Raw genomic sequence first — 20,597 nt, 5'->3', positions numbered from 1 at the left:
GTTCAGATATCCGCAGCGTAAGGCTGCGGATGATGACGAGATTACTGCTGCTGTGCAGACTGAATCGCAGTCAGCGCGATGGTATAGACGATGTCGTCAACCAGAGCGCCACGGGACAGGTCGTTAACTGGCTTGCGCATACCCTGCAGCATCGGCCCGATGGAGATCAGGTCGGCAGAACGCTGTACCGCTTTGTAGGTGGTGTTACCGGTGTTCAGATCCGGGAAGATGAACACGGTAGCGCGACCTGCAACCGGAGAGTTCGGTGCTTTAGATTTCGCAACGTCAGCCATTACCGCAGCGTCGTACTGCAGCGGACCGTCGATCATCAGGTCAGGACGTTTTTCCTGCGCCAGACGAGTTGCTTCGCGAACTTTTTCTACGTCGCTACCTGCACCAGAAGTACCGGTGGAGTAGGAGAGCATAGCAACACGCGGTTCGATACCGAAGGCAGCGGCGGAATCTGCGGACTGAATCGCAATTTCTGCCAGCTGTTCTGCGGTCGGATCCGGGTTGATCGCACAGTCACCGTAAACGTAAACCTGTTCCGGCAGCAGCATGAAGAACACGGAAGATACCAGAGAGCTGCCCGGTGCAGTTTTGATCAGCTGCAGTGGCGGACGGATGGTGTTTGCGGTGGTGTGGACAGCACCGGAAACCAGACCATCAACTTCATCCTGTTCCAGCATCAGCGTACCGAGAACCACGTTGTCTTCCAGCTGTTCGCGGGCAACGGTTTCGGTCATGCCTTTGTTCTTACGCAGCTCGACCAGACGAGCAACATAGCTTTCGCGAACCACTTCTGGATCAACGATTTCAATGCCTGCGCCCAGTTCTACGCCCTGAGACGCGGCAACGCGGTTGATCTCTGCCGGGTTACCCAGCAGTACGCAAGTTGCGATACCACGTTCAGCACAGATAGCGGCTGCTTTAACGGTACGCGGTTCGTCGCCTTCCGGCAGAACGATACGTTTGCCCGCTTTGCGCGCCAGTTCGGTCAGCTGATAACGGAACGCCGGCGGAGACAGACGACGGCTGCGCTCGGAAGTGGCAGTCAGAGAATCGATCCAGTCAGCGTTGATGTAGTTAGCAACATATTCCTGAACTTTCTCGATACGCTCGTGATCGTCAACCGGAACTTCCAGGTTGAAGCTCTGCAGGCTCAGAGAAGTCTGCCAGGTGTTGGTGTTCACCATAAATACCGGCAGGCCGGTAGCGAAAGCACGTTCGCACAGTTTAGAAATGCGCGCGTCCATTTCGTAGCCGCCAGTCAGCAGCAGGGCACCGATCTCTACGCCGTTCATTGCAGCCAGGCAAGCGGCAACCAGCACGTCAGGACGGTCTGCGGAAGTCACCAGCAGAGAACCAGCACGGAAGTGCTCCAGCATGTGCGGAATGCTGCGTGCGCAGAAAGTGACGGATTTAACGCGGCGAGTGTTGATGTCGCCTTCGTTGATGATGGTCGCATTCAGGTGACGCGCCATATCGATCGCACGGGTTGCGATCAGATCAAAGCTCCACGGCACAGCGCCGAGAACCGGTAGCGGGCTGGATTCTTGCAGCTTCGCCGGATCGACGTTGTTGACTTTAGCTTTGGAAGAGTCGTCGAAAATCTCGGACAGATCCGGGCGAGTACGACCCTGTTCATCAACTGGTGCATTCAGTTTGTTAACGATAACGCCGGTGATGTTGGTGTTTTTGGCACCGCCGAAGCTGTTGCGGGTCAGTTCGATACGCTCTTTCAGCTGTTCCGGGGTGTCAGTGCCCTGAGACATGACGAAGACGATTTCCGCGTTCAGCGTTTTAGCGATTTCGTAGTTCAGAGACTGGGCAAATTGGTGCTTACGTGTCGGGACCAGACCTTCAACCAGAACCACTTCAGCGTCTTTGGTGTTAGCGTGGTAGTTCGCGACGATCTCTTCCATCAGCACATCTTTTTTATTGCTGGAAAGCAGACCTTCAACGTAACTCATTTTCAGCGGTTCAGCGGCTGTCGTGGTGGAAGAATTCGCACGCACAATAGTCGTTGTCTGATCGGGCGCATCGCCACCGGTACGCGGCTGAGCGATAGGTTTGAAAACGCTCAGACGAACGCCTTTGCGTTCCATTGCACGGATCACGCCAAGACTGACGCTGGTCAGACCGACGCTGGTTCCGGTAGGGATCAGCATAATAATACGGGACACGGTTTATCCTCTTTCGTTACCGCCGGTTTGGCGGGTTACAAAACAGCACCGCCAGCAGGGCTGGCGGTGTGGAATTAGGCGGTCAGGCGGCAGGCGTCTTGCGCGATAACCAGCTCTTCGTTGGTTGGGATCACAACAGCAGGGCGGGTGCCTTCTTTGTTGATGAAACCAGATTTGCCGAAACGTGCAGCCAGGTTGCGTTCATGATCAACTTCAAAGTCCAGCACGCCCAGTTTGCCCAGAGACAGTTCACGAACCATCGCGGCATTTTCACCGATACCACCGGTGAATACAACAGCGTCCAGACGGCCATCCATCAGTGCAGTGTATGCACCGATGTATTTCGCCAGACGGTGGCAGTAAACGTCCATTGCGCGCTTCGCGTCTTCTTTAGTCGCGTAGTTGTCTTCAACATAGCGGCAGTCGCTGGTGACTTCAGTCAGACCCAGCAGGCCAGACTCTTTGGTCAGCATTTTGTTGATTGCGTCAACGCTCATGCCCAGGGTGTCGTGCAGGTGGAAGATGATAGCCGGGTCGATATCGCCAGAGCGAGTACCCATTACCAGACCTTCCAGCGGGGTCAGACCCATAGAGGTGTCAACGCATTTACCGTTGCGGATAGCAGAAACGGAACCACCGTTGCCCAGGTGGCAGGTGATGATGTTCAGCTCTTCTACCGGTTTGTTCAGCATTTTTGCCGCTTCCTGGGTTACATAGAAGTGGCTGGTGCCGTGCGCGCCGTAACGACGGATGCCGTGCTCTTTGTACAGGTTGTACGGCAGGGCGTAGAGGTAAGACTCTTCCGGCATAGTCTGGTGGAACGCAGTGTCAAATACAGCAACGTTTTTGTCTTTCAGCTGCGGGAAAGATTTCAGAGCTTCTTCGATACCGATCAGGTGAGCCGGGTTGTGCAGCGGTGCAAAAGAAGCCGCATCTTTGATACCCTGAATAACAGACTCATCGATCACTACGGAGCTGGTATACTTCTCGCCGCCGTGTACGATACGGTGACCGATAGCGGTTAGCTGCGCAGAAAGTTCTGGTTTTTGTGCCAGAATATTATTAACGATAAAGTTGAGCGCTTCGCTGTGAGCGGCGCCTGCACCTAAAGCCGCTTCTTGTTTATTGCCGTCCATTTTCCATTTGATGCGTGCTTCGGGCAGGTGGAAACATTCGGCTAAACCAGAAAGGTACTCTTCACCATTTACAGCATCGATGATTGCAAATTTCAGTGAAGAACTACCGCAGTTCAGAACCAGTACTAACTTACTCGACATGGAAGTACCTATAATTGATACGTGGCTAAAAAAACGTCAGGGAGCCATAGAGCGTAGCGCATGATGACACCGACATTTATGATTAACATCATGCACTGCAAATTTTTTTTGCATGATGGAATAAATATCTTGAGTCTATGCCATTTTGCGTAATTTTCAGCCAATGGCATAATGTATATGAATTTGACGACTCAATGAATATGTACTACTTAGGCCTTCAGGCTGCTAAAGGATACCTGATAGTGGGTATGGAAGACAAAATGTTTTGAACGTTGTCCCGCTGAGTTGTGAATTTGCACAAATTTTTGAATCTTTATATGTGAAGTTGAGGTGAAGCATGTCAACGCCGGATAATCGTTCTGTTAATTTTTTTAGCTTGTTTCGCCGGGGACAGCATTACTCAAAGACGTGGCCGCTGGAAAAACGCCTTGCCCCGGTCTTTGTTGAAAATCGCGTCATCAAGATGACGCGCTATGCGATTCGTTTTATGCCGCCGATTGCTGTGTTCACTCTCTGCTGGCAAATTGCACTAGGCGGTCAGCTTGGGCCGGCTGTTGCTACTGCACTGTTCGCCCTGAGTTTGCCGATGCAGGGGCTGTGGTGGCTGGGCAAACGTTCTATTACGCCATTACCGCCGGCGATCCTGAGTTGGTTTTATGAGGTTCGTGGTAAATTGCAGGAGGCCGGGCAAGCATTAGCACCCGTAGAAGGCAAGCCTGACTATCAGGCATTAGCTGACACGCTTAAGCGCGCCTTCAAACAACTGGATAAAACTTTCCTTGATGATTTGTAATTGACCCCTGATTACGCATATAAAAGAAGGCAGACATCGGCCTTCTTTTTTTTCACCGTAGTAAAGTGATACAGGAGTCAACAATGGAAATGACCAACGCGCAACGTCTTATTTTGTCTAACCAGTACAAAATGATGACAATGCTCGATCCGGCAAATGCTGAACGTTACCGTCGCCTGCAAACAATCATTGAGCGTGGTTATGGATTGCAGATGCGCGAACTGGATCGTGAGTTTGGCGAGCTGAAAGAAGAAACTTGCCGCACTATCATCGACATTATGGAGATGTATCACGCACTGCATGTTTCCTGGTCTAATTTGCAGGATCAACAAGCTATCGATGAACGCCGTGTCACCTTCCTCGGCTTCGACGCCGCTACTGAAGCGCGTTATCTCGGTTATGTACGCTTTATGGTTAATGTTGAAGGGCGTTACACCCATTTTGATGCCGGGACTCATGGCTTTAATGCTCAGACGCCAATGTGGGAGAAATATCAACGCATGTTGAACGTCTGGCATTCTTGCCCGCGTCAGTATCATCTGAGCACTAACGAAATTAATCAAATCATTAATGCCTGAGGAGGCTAGCGTGCGGTGCAAAGGTTTTCTGTTTGATCTTGATGGTACGCTGGTGGACTCCCTGCCTGCGGTAGAGCGGGCGTGGAGCAACTGGGCGAGACGCCATGGATTAACGCCGGAAGAAGTGCTGGCTTTTATTCACGGTAAACAGGCAATAACGTCTCTGCGCCATTTTATGGTGGGGAAATCGGAGGCGGAAATTGCTGCAGAGTTTACGCGTCTGGAGCAAATCGAGGCTACGGAAACCGAAGGGATCTCCGCACTACCTGGGGCGATAGCTTTGCTCAATCATTTGAATAAAGCGGGTATTCCATGGGCAATTGTCACTTCTGGTTCTATGCCAGTTGCACGAGCCCGCCACAAAATAGCCGGACTTCCCGCACCGGAAGTATTTGTTACTGCGGAGCGGGTGAAACGTGGAAAACCAGAGCCTGATGCATATCTGTTAGGCGCGCAACTGCTGGGGCTTGCACCACACGAATGCGTGGTGGTGGAAGATGCTCCCGCAGGTGTGCTTTCAGGCCTGGCGGCGGGATGCCATGTTATTGCGGTTAATGCCCCGGCAGACACTCCACGTCTGAATGAGGTAGATTTGGTTCTCCATAGTCTGGAGCAAATTTCTGTGACCAAACAGCCAAATGGCGATGTTATTATTTCGTGAAACACCTAATCATGATTTAGCCCCGTCTCGTCGGGGCTTTTTTGTGGCAGAATCAAGCCATCCCCCTCAATTAACAAGGATAAGTTGTGAACGGTGAATTGATCTGGGTTCTCTCATTACTGGCCGTTGCCATAGTCCTGTTCGCTACAGGCAGAGTGCGTATGGATGCGGTCGCTTTGTTTGTTATTGTCGCGTTTGCATTAAGCGGAACGCTGACGGTTCCCGAAGTTTTTTCCGGCTTTTCCGATCCCAACGTTGTGCTGATCGCCGCCCTGTTTATTATTGGCGATGGTTTAGTCCGTACCGGCGTTGCAACCGCGATGGGGACATGGCTGGTTAAAGTAGCAGGCAACAGTGAAATCAAAATGCTGGTTTTACTGATGTTAACTGTTGCGGGTCTTGGCGCATTTATGAGTTCAACTGGCGTCGTCGCTATCTTTATCCCCGTGGTATTAAGCGTTGCCATGCGTATGCAAACGTCGCCGTCGCGCCTGATGATGCCGCTGAGTTTTGCCGGGTTGATTAGCGGCATGATGACGCTGGTGGCGACGCCACCTAACCTGGTGGTGAACAGTGAACTGCTACGCGAAGGTTATCACGGGTTTAGTTTCTTTAGCGTAACGCCTATCGGCCTGGTCGTATTGGTACTCGGCATCTTATACATGCTGGTGATGCGTTTTATGCTGAAAGGGGATTCCCAGACCCCGCAGCGCGAAGGCTGGACGCGTCGCACCTTCCGCGATCTTATTCGTGAATACCGTCTTACCGGACGTGCGCGCCGTCTGGCTATTCGCCCCGGTTCGCCGATGATTGGGCAACGACTGGACGACCTTAAATTGCGTGAACGCTATGGCGCAAATGTCATTGGTGTTGAACGCTGGCGTCGTTTTCGTCGTGTTATTGTGAATGTGAACGGGGTTTCTGAATTTCGTGCGCGTGACGTTTTGCTAATCGATATGTCAGCGGCTGATGTCGATCTCCGGCAATTTTGCAGTGAGCAATTGCTGGAGCCGATGGTTTTGCGCGGTGAGTATTTTTCCGATCAGGCTCTTGATGTCGGCATGGCGGAGATTTCATTAATTCCTGAGTCAGAGCTTATTGGTAAATCGGTGCGCGAAATTGGCTTTCGTACTCGCTACGGGCTGAATGTCGTGGGGCTGAAACGCAATGGCGTGGCGCTGGAAGGTTCGCTGGCGGATGAGCCTCTGCTGCTGGGCGATATCATTCTGGTGGTCGGTAACTGGAAACTGATCGGTATGCTGGCAAAACAGGGGCGCGATTTTGTGGCGCTGAATTTACCGGAAGAAGTGAGTGAGGCATCGCCCGCACACAGCCAGGCACCCCATGCCATTTTTTGTCTGGTGTTGATGGTGGCCTTAATGCTAACCGATGAAATTCCTAACCCTGTTGCCGCTATCATTGCCTGCCTGCTAATGGGGAAATTCCGCTGTATCGATGCCGAAAGCGCCTATAAATCCATTCACTGGCCGAGCATTATTTTGATCGTTGGGATGATGCCGTTTGCTGTAGCATTACAGAAAACCGGAGGTGTTGCGCTGGCGGTAAAAGGACTGATGGACATCGGCGGCGGTTACGGACCGCATATGATGCTGGTCTGTTTGTTTGTCTTGTCGGCGGTTATTGGGTTATTTATCTCTAATACCGCGACGGCGGTGTTGATGGCTCCGATTGCGCTGGCTGCCGCAAAAACAATGGGCGTATCACCTTATCCGTTCGCAATGGTCGTGGCGATGGCTGCATCCGCCGCTTTTATGACGCCCGTTTCTTCGCCCGTTAACACACTGGTTTTAGGTCCGGGGAATTACAGCTTCAGTGACTTTGTGAAGCTGGGTGTACCGTTCACCATTATCGTGATGGCGGTTTGTGTGGTGATGATCCCGATGCTGTTTCCATTTTGACGAGAGCCTGATGTCGCATCCGTCGCTTATTGCCTGATGCGACGCTGGCGCGTCTTATCAGGCTGTGTCGGCTGGTATCTGGCTGCTTACAGCGGTGAATCCTGGCTAATCTCATCGAGCGAAAGATGGAAGCTGGGAACAAATACTTCCATGAAGTAGTCCATCTCCTGGCTGCGGCGCGCTTCAAGCGTCGCTTCCAGCCGCGTTTTTGCCAGCAAAAATTCATTATTTCCGGCTGCGAGTTCTTCAAGGCATTTCAGATACGCACACAGCGCATCCGCCTGTTTAACCAGTGACTTTTCTTCATCGCTATACGCATTCTCATCGATTAAAGGCGCAAAGATATCCCGCAACTCCTCAGGAACCATATCGACAAGTTTTTGCTGAGCGATTTTCTCAATGGCTTTATATTCCTGGGCGATTTGCGAGTTGAAGTATTTCACCGGAGTAGGAAGATCGCCAGTGAGCACTTCAGAGGCATCGTGGTACATCGCCAGCAGTGCGATGCGTTCTGCATTCACCTGTCCGCCAAATTTGCGATTCTTGATGGCTGCCAGCGCATGGGCGACCATCGCTACCTGCAAACTGTGTTCGGACACATTTTCCGTCCGCACGTTGCGCATTAGCGGCCAGCGGTTAATGAGTTTCAGGCGGGAGAGGTGGGCAAAAAAATGGCTCTGTTTCATAGTGACCTTACGAGTGATGACATCCTGAGGCCATTGTGGAGGGATAACACTGCCGGATGCAATCTCCGGCAGTGAATTTAAGATTACAACTGATGATAACCGGAAAGGAAACGAGCGAACTTGCTCAAGGACAGTTCGATATCATCAACACGCGGCAGCGTGACAATGCGGAAGTGATCCGGCCACGGCCAGTTAAATGCAGTTCCTTGTACCAGCAGAACTTTTTCCTGTAACAGGAAATCCAGTACCATCTTCTGATCGTCGTGAATATTAAAGCGTTTGGCGTCGATTTTCGGGAACATGTACAGTGCGCCGCGCGGCTTCACACAGGAAACGCCTGGAATGTCGTTAATCAATTCCCAGGCGCGATTACGCTGCTCGTAAAGACGTCCACCCGGCATGATAAACTCGCTGATACTCTGATAGCCGCCGAGTGCGGTTTGTATTGCGTGTTGCGCGGGAACGTTGGCGCACAGTCGCATTGAGGCCAGCATTTCCAGACCTTCGATGTAGCCTTTGGCGTGTTTTTTCGGCCCGTTCAGCACCATCCAGCCCTGACGGAAGCCAGCGACGCGATACGTTTTCGACAGCCCGTTAAAGGTAATGGTCAGCAGGTCAGGAGCTAACGGCGCAATCGAGTGATGCTCTGCGTCGTCATAGAGGATTTTGTCGTAAATTTCATCGGCGAAGATAATGAGATTATGTTGACGCGCAATCTCCACAATCTCCATCAAAAGCTCTTTGGAATATACTGCGCCGGTTGGGTTGTTCGGGTTGATAATAACAATGCCGCGCGTGCGTGGCGTAATTTTGGCGCGAATGTCATCGAGATCCGGGAACCAGTCAGAGGATTCATCGCAAAGATAGTGCACTGCTTTACCGCCGGAGAGCGAAACTGCCGCTGTCCATAGAGGGTAATCAGGCGCAGGAACCAACATTTCGTCCCCACTGTTCAGCAATGCCTGCATTGCCTGAACGATAAGCTCTGATACACCATTGCCAATGTAAATATCTTCCACGGTAACATCACGCATACCACGAGCCTGGTAGTGCTGCATGATGGCTTTACGCGCGGAATAAAGGCCTTTGGAATCGCAATAGCCCTGAGCTGTCGGGAGGTTGCGTATCACGTCAACCAGGATCTCATCGGGTGCGTCAAAACCGAACGGCGCTGGATTGCCGATGTTCAGTTTCAGTACTTTGTTACCTTCTTCTTCCAGGCGTTTTGCTTCTTTCAGCACCGGACCACGGATGTCGTAACAGACATTCTCTAATTTGCTGGATTTTTCAATGGGGGACATGAATCTTGACCTTTTTGCTGTTATCGCCACTCCCTGCCGTGGAAGTCAGCTTAGAACAATGTACTCTCCCAGGGCGGCGTTTTGAAGTTCTGCAGAACAAGATTTTGCTAGCAGAGAAAGAGGAATTGTGCTGTTAATAACTTAATTATCGCAAAATAATAAGATGCATATACTTAATAAGCGATGTTTTGTAGTGATTTATTCTGAATATTAATTCGCTGTATGGTTTTTTTGTCTGGCAGATAAATGCGTAAAATTTCTTCGGCTTAAGAAATCACGAACATAAAGTGTTGATGATATTTTCGTTATAAGTGAAAAATTAACGAGTAGTGATTGCCGATGTGTCGTATAGGTGATGACGGGGGTAATTATTGTTAAGAGGAATTAATGAATGCGGGTGATGCTAATTAATTATTATTTAATATTCAAAAAGGTTTTGTTGTGCATATTAATAATAGAAGATTACTTTGCCTAACATAACATAACTTTGCATCAGATAATTCGCAATGACCCTTATAAATAAAAGGGTTTTAGGGTAAAATGCCTGCTTTAATGACGGAACACCTGCTTTTGATGCGGTCTCATCCTTGCTGTTTGTACGCGTATACGTATTAGCCGCGCTGCTGCGAGGAAGAGGAGCAGGGAGCAACATTTACATTTACACAAACTCGCGCATGTCATAAATAGAAAAGAGTGAGTAACTTAATAGATATGCGATCCCTGAAGATATATTCTGTGATCTACTTCAGGCATTATAACGGAACAATGTGAGCCACATTTTTAGTGCAACTCATATGCATTTTTACTTTCATCCGGGTTCCGGATGAAACTGCCAGGGAGGCACATTACAAATGGAATTGCTTGTTTGTGTGTGCACAGCATTAACCAGCTCAGTATGAGCCGCCAGTAAGTGATAATATATGATAAGTGCAAATCGTCCGATAATTAACCTCGACCTCGATCTGCTGAGAACATTTGTTGCTGTTGCCGATCTGAACACTTTTGCTGCTGCAGCTGCCGCTGTGTGTCGTACTCAGTCCGCTGTTAGCCAGCAAATGCAACGTCTGGAACAACTCGTTGGGAAAGAACTGTTCGCTCGGCATGGTCGCAACAAACTGTTAACTGAACATGGCATTCAGCTTCTTGGTTACGCCAGGAAAATCCTGCGTTTTAATGATGAGGCTTGCTCATCATTGATGTTCAGTAATCTTCAGGGCGTGTTAACTATCGGTGCTTCAGATGAATCTGCTGATACGATCTTACCTTTCCTGCTTAATCGCGTAAGTTCGGTTTATCCGAAACTTGCGCTGGATGTCCGCGTTAAGCGCAATGCCTATATGGCAGAAATGCTGAAGTCCCAGGAAGTGGATTTAATGGTTACCACTCATCGTCCTGATACCTTTAAGGCGTTGAACCTGCGTACTTCTCCTACGCACTGGTATTGCGCTGCGGAATATGTGTTGCAAAAAGGCGAGCCGATCCCACTTGTGCTCCTGGATGATCCTAGTCCGTTCCGTGACATGGTTCTGGCAACGCTCAATAAAGCGGATATTCCATGGCGCCTGGCGTATGTTGCCTCCACATTACCGGCTGTTCGTGCTGCAGTAAAAGCGGGTCTTGGCGTGACGGCAAGACCGGTTGAGATGATGAGTCCGGATCTGCGCGTTTTGAGCGCGGTAGACGGTTTACCTCCACTACCAGATACCGAATATTTGCTGTGCTATGATCCATCCAGCAATAATGAGTTGGCGCAGGTGATATACCTGGCGATGGAGAGTTATCACAACCCATGGCAATACAGCCCGCTGACTACCCAGGAGGGGGACGATTCCCTGTTGATAGAAGGGGATTACGAATAATCGTCCGGCAATAACAATTTCTGATGACAAGTTTGTAAAAATAAGCCACTGGTGACGAATAAAACGTCAGTGGCTTTTTTTACAATAAATCCTTAAGAATTTTCCTCACGACGAACAAAATCGTTCATTTTTCAATCATCAGCCATTCTCCTCGCTGACGAACAAAAAATCGCCTGAAAAAAATCTCCTGCTACAATGATGTTAAAAAATGCGTAAAATTTTTGCTGTATTTTTGTTATGGATTAACAAAAGCGTGTCACAGATCAAGAAAATACTCTCTTTTGGGGGGAGGAATCGACACAAATTCCTGTCAAAATAGACCCGTATTTTTTCCATTGCTTCACAACGGACACGATTCAACAACATCTAATTTTCCTGGAGTTGTCAACAATCTGGGGCTAAAGGGCATTAAATGCAAAAGTTGTTGATATCATGTAAATTAATGTGAAGAAACCTTTGTTAAAGTTGACAAAAGGTTATAGAAAGGAGTAAAAGACCACATCAATTAGCTGTATAAAATAGTTTCTACAGTGATTGTAAGGTTTTTTTTATTCCTCCCCATGAATCGATGTGGCGTCCATCTGCCGTGAAGAGCAGTGAATCTGGCGCTACTTTTGATGAGTAAGCAATGAGTATGTCAACATCCACTGAAGTCATCGCTCATCACTGGGCATTCGCTATCTTTCTTATCGTTGCCATTGGCCTGTGTTGCCTGATGCTGGTAGGCGGTTGGTTTTTAGGCGGTCGCGCACGCGCGAGGTCGAAAAACGTGCCGTTTGAATCAGGTATCGACTCGGTCGGCTCCGCCCGCTTACGCCTGTCTGCCAAGTTTTATCTGGTGGCCATGTTCTTCGTTATCTTCGACGTTGAGGCGCTGTATCTGTTCGCATGGTCAACCTCCATTCGCGAGAGCGGCTGGATTGGCTTTGTAGAAGCGGCAATTTTTATTTTTGTGTTACTGGCTGGTCTGGTTTATCTGGTGCGTATTGGCGCGCTGGACTGGACGCCCGCGCGTTCTCGCCGCGAGCGTATGAACCCGGAAACGAACAGTATCGCTAATCGTCAACGCTAACCGCGAGGCATTAAGATGGATTATACGCTCACCCGCATAGATCCCAACGGTGAGAATGACCGTTACCCCCTGCAAAAGCAGGAGATCGTAACCGACCCTCTGGAGCAAGAAGTTAACAAAAACGTGTTTATGGGCAAGCTCAATGACATGGTTAACTGGGGTCGTAAAAACTCAATTTGGCCGTATAACTTCGGTCTTTCCTGCTGTTACGTTGAGATGGTGACCTCGTTTACTGCGGTGCATGACGTGGCGCGTTTTGGCGCAGAAGTATTACGTGCTTCGCCGCGTCAGGCTGACCTGATGGTGGTGGCAGGAACCTGCTTTACCAAGATGGCACCGGTTATTCAGCGTCTGTATGACCAGATGCTGGAGCCGAAATGGGTTATCTCTATGGGAGCCTGTGCCAACTCCGGTGGTATGTACGACATTTATTCCGTTGTACAGGGCGTTGATAAATTCATTCCGGTTGATGTGTATATCCCGGGGTGTCCGCCGCGTCCGGAAGCGTATATGCAGGCACTGATGTTGTTGCAGGAATCTATTGGTAAAGAACGTCGCCCGCTCTCCTGGGTCGTTGGCGATCAGGGCGTTTATCGCGCCAATATGCAATCAGAGCGCGAACGCAAGCGCGGTGAACGCATTGCCGTTACCAACCTGCGCACCCCTGACGAGATTTAATTTGCGCCTGTCGGCAAAGGCATTTTTCTTCGCTTATTCCTAAATCTATTGCGCGAAGCCACGCCGACAGTCACCACGGACCATATGCAATGGTGAACAATATGACCGACTTAACCGCGCAAGAACCCGCCTGGCAGACCCGCGATCATCTTGATGATCCGGTGATAGGCGAACTGCGCAACCGTTTTGGGCCGGATGCCTTTACTGTTCAGGCGACTCGCACCGGGGTTCCCGTTGTGTGGATCAAGCGTGAACAATTACTGGAAGTTGGCGATTTCTTAAAGAAACTGCCGAAACCTTACGTCATGCTGTTTGATTTACACGGCATGGACGAACGTCTACGCACCCACCGCGAAGGGCTACCTGCTGCGGATTTTTCTGTTTTCTACCATCTGATTTCCATCGATCGTAACCGCGACATCATGCTGAAGGTGGCGCTGGCTGAAAACGACCTGCACGTACCGACCTTTACCAAATTGTTCCCGAACGCCAACTGGTATGAGCGTGAAACCTGGGATCTGTTTGGCATTACTTTCGATGGTCACCCGAACCTGCGCCGCATCATGATGCCGCAAACCTGGAAAGGTCACCCGCTGCGTAAAGATTACCCGGCGCGCGCTACCGAATTCTCGCCGTTTGAGCTGACCAAAGCCAAACAGGATCTGGAGATGGAAGCCCTGACCTTCAAACCGGAAGAGTGGGGGATGAAGCGCGGCACCGAAAACGAAGACTTCATGTTCCTCAACCTCGGCCCGAACCACCCGTCGGCGCACGGGGCTTTCCGTATCGTTTTGCAACTCGACGGCGAAGAGATTGTCGACTGCGTACCAGACATCGGCTACCACCACCGTGGCGCTGAGAAAATGGGCGAACGCCAGTCCTGGCACAGCTATATTCCTTACACCGACCGTATCGAATACCTCGGCGGCTGCGTTAACGAAATGCCTTACGTACTGGCTGTAGAGAAACTGGCCGGAATTACCGTGCCGGATCGCGTTAACGTGATTCGCGTAATGCTTTCCGAACTGTTCCGTATCAATAGCCACCTGCTGTACATTTCCACCTTTATTCAGGACGTCGGCGCGATGACGCCTGTGTTCTTCGCCTTTACGGATCGGCAGAAAATCTACGATCTGGTAGAAGCGATAACCGGTTTCCGTATGCACCCGGCGTGGTTCCGCATTGGCGGCGTAGCGCACGACCTGCCGCGTGGCTGGGATCGTCTGCTGCGTGAGTTCCTCGACTGGATGCCGAAACGTCTGGCGTCTTACGAGAAAGCGGCGCTGCAAAACACCATTCTGAAAGGCCGTTCCCAGGGCGTTGCCGCCTACGGCGCGAAAGAGGCGCTGGAGTGGGGCACCACCGGTGCTGGCCTGCGAGCCACCGGGATCGACTTCGACGTGCGTAAGGCGCGTCCTTATTCTGGCTATGAAAACTTCGACTTTGAAATCCCGGTGGGCGGTGGCGTTTCTGACTGCTACACCCGCGTAATGCTGAAAGTGGAAGAGCTGCGTCAGAGTCTGCGCATTCTTGAGCAGTGCCTCAACAACATGCCGGAAGGCCCGTTCAAAGCGGATCACCCGCTGACTACGCCGCCGCCGAAAGAGCGCACGCTGCAACATATCGAAACCCTGATCACCCACTTCCTGCAAGTGTCATGGGGGCCTGTGATGCCTGCCAATGAATCCTTCCAGATGATTGAGGCGACTAAAGGGATCAACAGTTACTACTTGACCAGCGACGGCAGCACCATGAGTTATCGCACCCGTATCCGCACGCCGAGTTATGCGCATTTGCAGCAAATTCCGGCGGCGATCCGTGGCAGCCTTGTGTCTGACCTGATTGTTTATCTGGGCAGTATCGATTTTGTTATGTCAGATGTGGACCGCTAATTATGCACGAGAATCAACAACCACAAACTGAGGCTTTTGAGCTGAGTGCGGCAGAGCGTGAAGCGATTGAGCACGAGATGCACCACTACGAAGACCCGCGTGCGGCGTCCATTGAAGCCCTGAAGATCGTTCAGAAACAGCGTGGCTGGGTGCCGGACGGTGCGATCCACGCGATCGCTGACGTTCTGGGTATTCCGGCGAGCGATGTCGAAGGCGTGGCAACATTCTACAGCCAGATCTTCCGCCAGCCGGTTGGTCGCCATGTGATCCGTTATTGCGACAGCGTGGTCTGTCACATCAACGGTTACCAGGGCATTCAGGCGGCGCTGGAGAAAAAACTGAACATCAAACCAGGGCAAACGACGTTTGACGGCCGCTTTACGCTGCTGCCAACCTGCTGCCTGGGGAACTGTGATAAAGGGCCAAACATGATGATCGATGAGGACACTCACGCGCATCTGACCCCGGAAGCGATCCCTGAACTGCTGGAGCGGTATAAATGAAAAACATTATCCGTACTCCCGAAACGCATCCGCTGACCTGGCGTCTGCGCGATGACAAACAGCCAGTGTGGCTGGATGAATACCGCAGTAAAAACGGTTACGAAGGGGCGCGTAAGGCGCTGACCGGACTTTCTCCGGACGAAATCGTTACTCAGGTAAAAGACTCCGGCCTGAAAGGGCGCGGCGGTGCAGGCTTTTCTACTGGCCTGAAGTGGAGCCTGATGCCGAAAGACGAATCCATGAACATCCGTTACCTGCTGTGTAACGCCGATGAAATGGAGCCGGGCACCTATAAAGACCGCCTGCTGATGGAACAACTGCCGCACCTGCTGGTGGAAGGCATGCTCATCTCCGCGTTTGCGCTGAAAGCTTACCGTGGCTATATCTTCCTGCGCGGCGAATATATCGAAGCGGCAGTGAATCTACGCCGTGCCATTGCCGAAGCCACCGAAGCGGGTCTGCTTGGCAAAAACATTATGGGAACAGGTTTTGATTTTGAACTGTTTGTCCATACCGGGGCAGGGCGCTACATCTGCGGTGAAGAAACAGCGTTAATCAACTCCCTGGAAGGGCGTCGCGCTAACCCGCGTTCAAAACCGCCATTCCCGGCAACCTCCGGCGCATGGGGTAAACCGACCTGCGTCAACAACGTCGAAACCCTGTGTAACGTTCCGGCAATCCTTGCTAACGGCGTGGAGTGGTATCAGAACATCTCGAAAAGTAAAGATGCTGGCACCAAGCTGATGGGCTTCTCCGGTCGGGTGAAAAATCCGGGTCTGTGGGAACTGCCGTTCGGCACCACCGCACGCGAGATCCTCGAAGATTACGCCGGTGGTATGCGTGACGGCCTGAAATTCAAAGCCTGGCAGCCAGGCGGCGCGGGCACCGACTTCCTGACCGAAGCGCACCTTGACCTGCCGATGGAATTCGAAAGCATCGGTAAAGCGGGCAGCCGTCTGGGTACGGCGCTGGCGATGGCGGTTGACCATGAGATCAACATGGTGTCGCTGGTGCGTAACCTGGAAGAGTTTTTCGCCCGTGAATCCTGCGGCTGGTGTACACCGTGCCGTGACGGTCTACCGTGGAGCGTGAAAATTCTGCGTGCGCTGGAGCGGGGCGAAGGTCAGCCGGGAGATATCGAAACACTTGAGCAACTGTGTCGATTCTTAGGCCCGGGTAAAACCTTCTGTGCCCACGCACCTGGTGCGGTGGAGCCGTTACAGAGCGCCATCAAATATTTCCGCGAAGAATTTGAAGCGGGAATCAAACAGCCGTTCAGCAATACCCATTTGATTAATGGGATTCAGCCGAACCTGCTGAAAGAGCGCTGGTAAGGACCTTTTACCCCTCACCCTAACCCTCTCCCCGGAGGGGAGAGGGGATGATCCTGAGCCGCTTTTCTCCCTCGCCCCTTAGGGGAGAGGGCCGGGGTGAGGGGAATGATTTCGATTAACGCTCAGTCTCTGACTGAGAAAACTGGAAGCATGCTAATGGCTACAATTCATGTAGACGGCAAAGAATACGAGGTCAACGGAGCGGACAATCTGCTGGAAGCTTGTCTGTCTCTGGGTCTTGATATTCCTTACTTTTGCTGGCATCCGGCGCTGGGAAGCGTCGGTGCTTGCCGCCAGTGTGCGGTGAAGCAGTACCAAAACGCGGAAGACACGCGTGGTCGCCTGGTGATGTCCTGTATGACACCGGCTTCCGATGGCACCTTTATTTCCATTGACGACGAAGAAGCGAAACAGTTCCGTGAAAGTGTGGTCGAGTGGTTAATGACTAACCACCCGCACGACTGTCCGGTATGTGAAGAGGGCGGTAACTGCCATCTTCAGGATATGACCGTGATGACCGGACACAGCTTCCGTCGCTACCGTTTCACCAAACGTACCCACCGCAATCAGGATCTGGGGCCGTTCATCTCCCACGAAATGAACCGCTGCATCGCCTGTTACCGCTGTGTGCGTTACTACAAAGATTACGCTGACGGTACGGATCTGGGCGTTTATGGCGCACACGACAACGTCTACTTCGGTCGCCCTGAAGACGGCACCCTGGAAAGCGAATTTTCCGGTAACCTGGTCGAAATTTGCCCGACTGGCGTATTTACCGACAAAACGCACTCCGAGCGTTACAACCGTAAATGGGATATGCAGTTTGCGCCGAGCATCTGCCAGCAATGTTCCATCGGCTGTAACATCAGCCCCGGCGAACGTTACGGCGAACTGCGTCGTATCGAAAACCGTTACAACGGTACGGTAAACCACTACTTCCTCTGCGACCGTGGTCGTTTCGGTTACGGCTACGTCAACCTGAAAGATCGTCCGCGTCAGCCAGTACAGCGTCGTGGCGATGATTTCATCACCCTTAACGCCGAACAGGCAATGCAGGGCGCAGCAGATATTCTGCGTCAGTCGAAGAAAGTGATCGGCATCGGTTCTCCGCGAGCCAGCGTAGAAAGCAACTTTGCGCTGCGTGAGCTGGTGGGCGAAGAAAACTTCTATACCGGTATCGCTCACGGTGAGCAGGAACGTCTGCAACTGGCGCTGAAAGTGCTGCGTGAAGGCGGCATTTATACGCCGGCACTGCGCGAAATCGAATCTTACGATGCGGTACTGGTACTGGGCGAAGACGTTACCCAGACCGGCGCACGCGTCGCGCTGGCGGTGCGTCAGGCGGTGAAAGGTAAAGCGCGCGAAATGGCGGCAGCACAGAAAGTGGCTGACTGGCAGATTGCGGCAATCCTCAACATCGGTCAACGTGCGAAGCATCCGCTGTTTGTTACCAACGTTGATGACACTCGTCTGGATGATATTGCGGCGTGGACTTACCGCGCACCGGTTGAAGATCAGGCGCGTTTAGGTTTTGCCATCGCCCATGCGCTGGATAACTCCGCGCCAGCGGTTGACGGTATCGAGCCTGAGCTGCAAAGCAAAATCGACGTCATCGTGCAGGCACTGGCTGGGGCGAAGAAACCGTTGATTATCTCCGGGACGAACGCCGGTAGCACAGAAGTGATTCAGGCGGCGGCTAACGTGGCGAAAGCCCTGAAAGGTCGCGGCGCTGACGTAGGTATCACCATGATTGCCCGTTCCGTCAACAGCATGGGGCTGGGCATTATGGGGGGCGGTTCGCTGGAAGAAGCGTTAACCGAACTGGAAACCGGACGCGCCGACGCGGTGGTGGTGCTGGAAAACGATCTGCATCGTCACGCTTCCGCTACCCGCGTGAATGCTGCGCTGGCGAAAGCGCCGCTGGTGATGGTGGTTGACCATCAACGCACAGCGATTATGGAAAACGCCCATCTGGTACTTTCCGCCGCCAGCTTTGCTGAAAGCGACGGTACGGTAATTAATAATGAAGGTCGCGCCCAACGTTTCTTCCAGGTTTACGACCCGTCCTATTACGACAGCAAAACTGTCATGCTGGAAAGCTGGCGCTGGTTACACTCGCTGCACAGCACCCTGCTGAGCCGTGAAGTGGACTGGACGCAGCTCGACCATGTGATTGACGCCGTTGTGGCGAAAATCCCGGAACTGGCGGGTATCAAAGATGCCGCGCCGGATGCGACATTCCGCATTCGCGGGCAGAAACTGGCTCGTGAACCGCACCGTTACAGCGGTCGTACCGCCATGCGCGCCAACATCAGCGTTCATGAGCCGCGTCAGCCGCAGGATATTGACACCATGTTCACCTTCTCGATGGAAGGTAACAACCAGCCGACCGCGCACCGTTCGCAAGTGCCGTTTGCCTGGGCGCCGGGCTGGAACTCCCCGCAGGCATGGAACAAGTTCCAGGATGAAGTGGGCGGCAAACTGCGCTTTGGCGATCCGGGTGTGCGTCTGTTTGAAACCAGCGAAAACGGTCTGGATTACTTCACCAGCGTACCGGCTCGCTTCCAGCCGCAGGAAGGGAAATGGCGTATCGCGCCGTACTACCACCTGTTTGGCAGCGATGAACTGTCACAGCGTGCTCCGGTCTTCCAGAGCCGTATGCCGCAGCCGTACATCAAACTTAACCCGGCAGATGCCGCGAAGTTGGGTGTGAACGCGGGTACACGCGTCTCCTTTAGTTACGATGGCAACACGGTCACGTTGCCGGTTGAAATCGCCGAAGGGCTGACGGCAGGGCAGGTGGGCTTGCCGATGGGTATGTCCGGCATTGCTCCAGTGCTGGCTGGCGCGCATCTTGAGGATCTCAAGGAGGCACAACAATGAGTTGGTTATCACCGGAACTGATTGAGATCCTGCTGACCATCCTCAAAGCGGTGGTGATCCTGCTGGTGGTTGTCACCTGCGGGGCATTCATGAGCTTTGGCGAACGTCGCCTGCTGGGTCTGTTCCAGAACCGTTACGGACCTAACCGTGTTGGCTGGGGCGGTTCGCTCCAGCTGGTCGCGGACATGATCAAAATGTTCTTTAAAGAAGACTGGATCCCGAAATTCTCGGATCGCGTCATCTTTACTCTGGCGCCAATGATTGCCTTTACCTCGCTGCTGCTGGCCTTTGCGATTGTGCCAGTCAGTCCGGGTTGGGTGGTTGCCGACCTGAACATCGGGATTTTGTTCTTCCTGATGATGGCTGGTCTGGCGGTTTACGCGGTGCTGTTTGCGGGCTGGTCAAGTAACAACAAATACTCTCTGCTGGGTGCGATGCGTGCTTCTGCACAGACTCTGAGCTACGAAGTGTTCCTTGGGCTTTCCCTGATGGGCGTGGTGGCGCAGGCCGGTTCATTCAACATGACCGACATCGTCAACAGCCAGGCGCATGTGTGGAACGTCATCCCGCAATTCTTTGGTTTTATTACCTTTGCCATCGCGGGCGTGGCGGTGTGTCACCGTCACCCGTTTGACCAGCCGGAAGCCGAGCAGGAACTGGCGGATGGTTACCACATTGAATATTCCGGTATGAAATTCGGTCTGTTCTTCGTGGGTGAATACATCGGGATTGTGACCATCTCTGCACTGATGGTGACGCTGTTCTTCGGTGGCTGGCAAGGCCCGTTGTTACCGCCATTCATCTGGTTCGCGCTGAAAACCGCGTTCTTTATGATGATGTTCATTTTGATTCGTGCGTCGTTACCGCGTCCGCGTTATGACCAGGTAATGTCCTTCGGCTGGAAAATCTGCCTGCCGCTGACGCTGATCAACTTGCTGGTAACGGCGGCTGTCATTCTCTGGCAGGCGCAATAAG

At 52.1% G+C, this 20,597-nt stretch carries 16 protein-coding genes; 12 read left to right on the top strand and 4 right to left on the bottom strand.

Annotation, left to right across the window (positions count from 1 at the left end; all coding sequences use genetic code 11):
- Positions 1–41 precede the first annotated feature (41 nt).
- Complete coding sequence (gene pta / locus A7Z06_RS09965; protein WP_016158687.1) at positions 42–2,186, bottom strand: phosphate acetyltransferase; 2,145 nt, start codon at positions 2,184–2,186, stop codon at positions 42–44.
- A 74-nt stretch (positions 2,187–2,260) separates the two neighbouring features.
- Positions 2,261–3,463: an acetate kinase gene (gene ackA, locus A7Z06_RS09960; protein WP_000095695.1), complete on the bottom strand. Its 1,203-nt coding sequence runs from the start codon at positions 3,461–3,463 to the stop codon at positions 2,261–2,263.
- A gap of 337 nt (positions 3,464–3,800) precedes the next feature.
- On the opposite strand from ackA, the gene yfbV reads away from it, so the two are divergent.
- The 4 genes from yfbV (at position 3,801) to A7Z06_RS09940 (ending at position 7,414) form a co-directional block, all read left to right on the top strand.
- Positions 3,801–4,256 (top strand): terminus macrodomain insulation protein YfbV, encoded by a 456-nt coding sequence (yfbV, locus tag A7Z06_RS09955; RefSeq protein ID WP_000106624.1) that lies wholly within the window; start codon positions 3,801–3,803, stop codon positions 4,254–4,256.
- A gap of 83 nt (positions 4,257–4,339) precedes the next feature.
- Positions 4,340–4,834: a YfbU family protein gene (locus tag A7Z06_RS09950; RefSeq protein ID WP_000426118.1), complete on the top strand. Its 495-nt coding sequence runs from the start codon at positions 4,340–4,342 to the stop codon at positions 4,832–4,834.
- Between the two features lie 10 nt (positions 4,835–4,844).
- The gene (gene hxpA / locus A7Z06_RS09945) at positions 4,845–5,495 is read left to right on the top strand and encodes a hexitol phosphatase HxpA (RefSeq protein ID WP_105279411.1); all 651 of its coding nucleotides are present in this window, start codon (positions 4,845–4,847) and stop codon (positions 5,493–5,495) included.
- Between the two features lie 86 nt (positions 5,496–5,581).
- Positions 5,582–7,414: an SLC13 family permease gene (locus A7Z06_RS09940; protein ID WP_001012872.1), complete on the top strand. Its 1,833-nt coding sequence runs from the start codon at positions 5,582–5,584 to the stop codon at positions 7,412–7,414.
- An 86-nt stretch (positions 7,415–7,500) separates the two neighbouring features.
- Here the strand turns inward: A7Z06_RS09940 and yfbR are convergent, their stop codons facing one another.
- Both yfbR and alaA read right to left on the bottom strand, forming a co-directional pair.
- Positions 7,501–8,100, bottom strand: a complete 600-nt coding sequence (gene yfbR, locus A7Z06_RS09935; RefSeq protein WP_000813872.1) for a 5'-deoxynucleotidase — start codon at positions 8,098–8,100, stop codon at positions 7,501–7,503.
- Between the two features lie 83 nt (positions 8,101–8,183).
- The gene (gene alaA / locus A7Z06_RS09930; RefSeq protein WP_000074519.1) at positions 8,184–9,401 is read right to left on the bottom strand and encodes an alanine transaminase AlaA; all 1,218 of its coding nucleotides are present in this window, start codon (positions 9,399–9,401) and stop codon (positions 8,184–8,186) included.
- A gap of 920 nt (positions 9,402–10,321) precedes the next feature.
- Here alaA and lrhA point away from each other — a divergent pair.
- The 8 genes from lrhA to nuoH all read left to right on the top strand — a co-directional run bounded on the left by lrhA (position 10,322) and on the right by nuoH (position 20,596).
- A complete protein-coding gene (lrhA, locus tag A7Z06_RS09920) occupies positions 10,322–11,260 on the top strand; it encodes a transcriptional regulator LrhA (protein ID WP_000622295.1) in 939 nt (312 codons plus the stop codon).
- Positions 11,261–11,888: 628 nt separating this feature from the next.
- Positions 11,889–12,332 (top strand): NADH-quinone oxidoreductase subunit NuoA, encoded by a 444-nt coding sequence (gene nuoA, locus A7Z06_RS09915; RefSeq protein ID WP_000062994.1) that lies wholly within the window; start codon positions 11,889–11,891, stop codon positions 12,330–12,332.
- A 15-nt stretch (positions 12,333–12,347) separates the two neighbouring features.
- Positions 12,348–13,010 (top strand): NADH-quinone oxidoreductase subunit NuoB, encoded by a 663-nt coding sequence (gene nuoB / locus A7Z06_RS09910; protein WP_000386733.1) that lies wholly within the window; start codon positions 12,348–12,350, stop codon positions 13,008–13,010.
- A gap of 89 nt (positions 13,011–13,099) precedes the next feature.
- Positions 13,100–14,902, top strand: a complete 1,803-nt coding sequence (nuoC, locus tag A7Z06_RS09905) for an NADH-quinone oxidoreductase subunit C/D (protein WP_000247878.1) — start codon at positions 13,100–13,102, stop codon at positions 14,900–14,902.
- A gap of 2 nt (positions 14,903–14,904) precedes the next feature.
- Positions 14,905–15,405 carry an NADH-quinone oxidoreductase subunit NuoE gene (gene nuoE / locus A7Z06_RS09900; protein ID WP_000545042.1) on the top strand — a complete coding sequence of 167 codons (501 nt, stop codon included), beginning with the start codon at positions 14,905–14,907 and terminating at the stop codon, positions 15,403–15,405.
- Entirely contained in the window at positions 15,402–16,739 is a 1,338-nt protein-coding gene (gene nuoF, locus A7Z06_RS09895; protein ID WP_000789511.1) for an NADH-quinone oxidoreductase subunit NuoF, read from the top strand. Before nuoE ends, nuoF begins: the two co-directional genes overlap by 4 nt.
- Before the next feature lie 156 nt (positions 16,740–16,895).
- Positions 16,896–19,622, top strand: coding sequence for an NADH-quinone oxidoreductase subunit NuoG (gene nuoG / locus A7Z06_RS09890; protein ID WP_024165210.1), 2,727 nt, complete (start codon positions 16,896–16,898; stop codon positions 19,620–19,622).
- Positions 19,619–20,596, top strand: coding sequence for an NADH-quinone oxidoreductase subunit NuoH (nuoH, locus tag A7Z06_RS09885; RefSeq protein ID WP_000118685.1), 978 nt, complete (start codon positions 19,619–19,621; stop codon positions 20,594–20,596). The genes nuoG and nuoH overlap by 4 nt, the downstream gene beginning before the upstream one ends.
- Position 20,597: the final 1 nt, after the last annotated feature.

Source organism: Escherichia sp. MOD1-EC6819 (assembly GCF_002965765.1).
GTDB lineage: Bacteria > Pseudomonadota > Gammaproteobacteria > Enterobacterales > Enterobacteriaceae > Escherichia > Escherichia ruysiae.
Note: the sequence above shows the minus strand (reverse complement) of the source record. Positions and strands in the feature narration are given on the sequence as shown.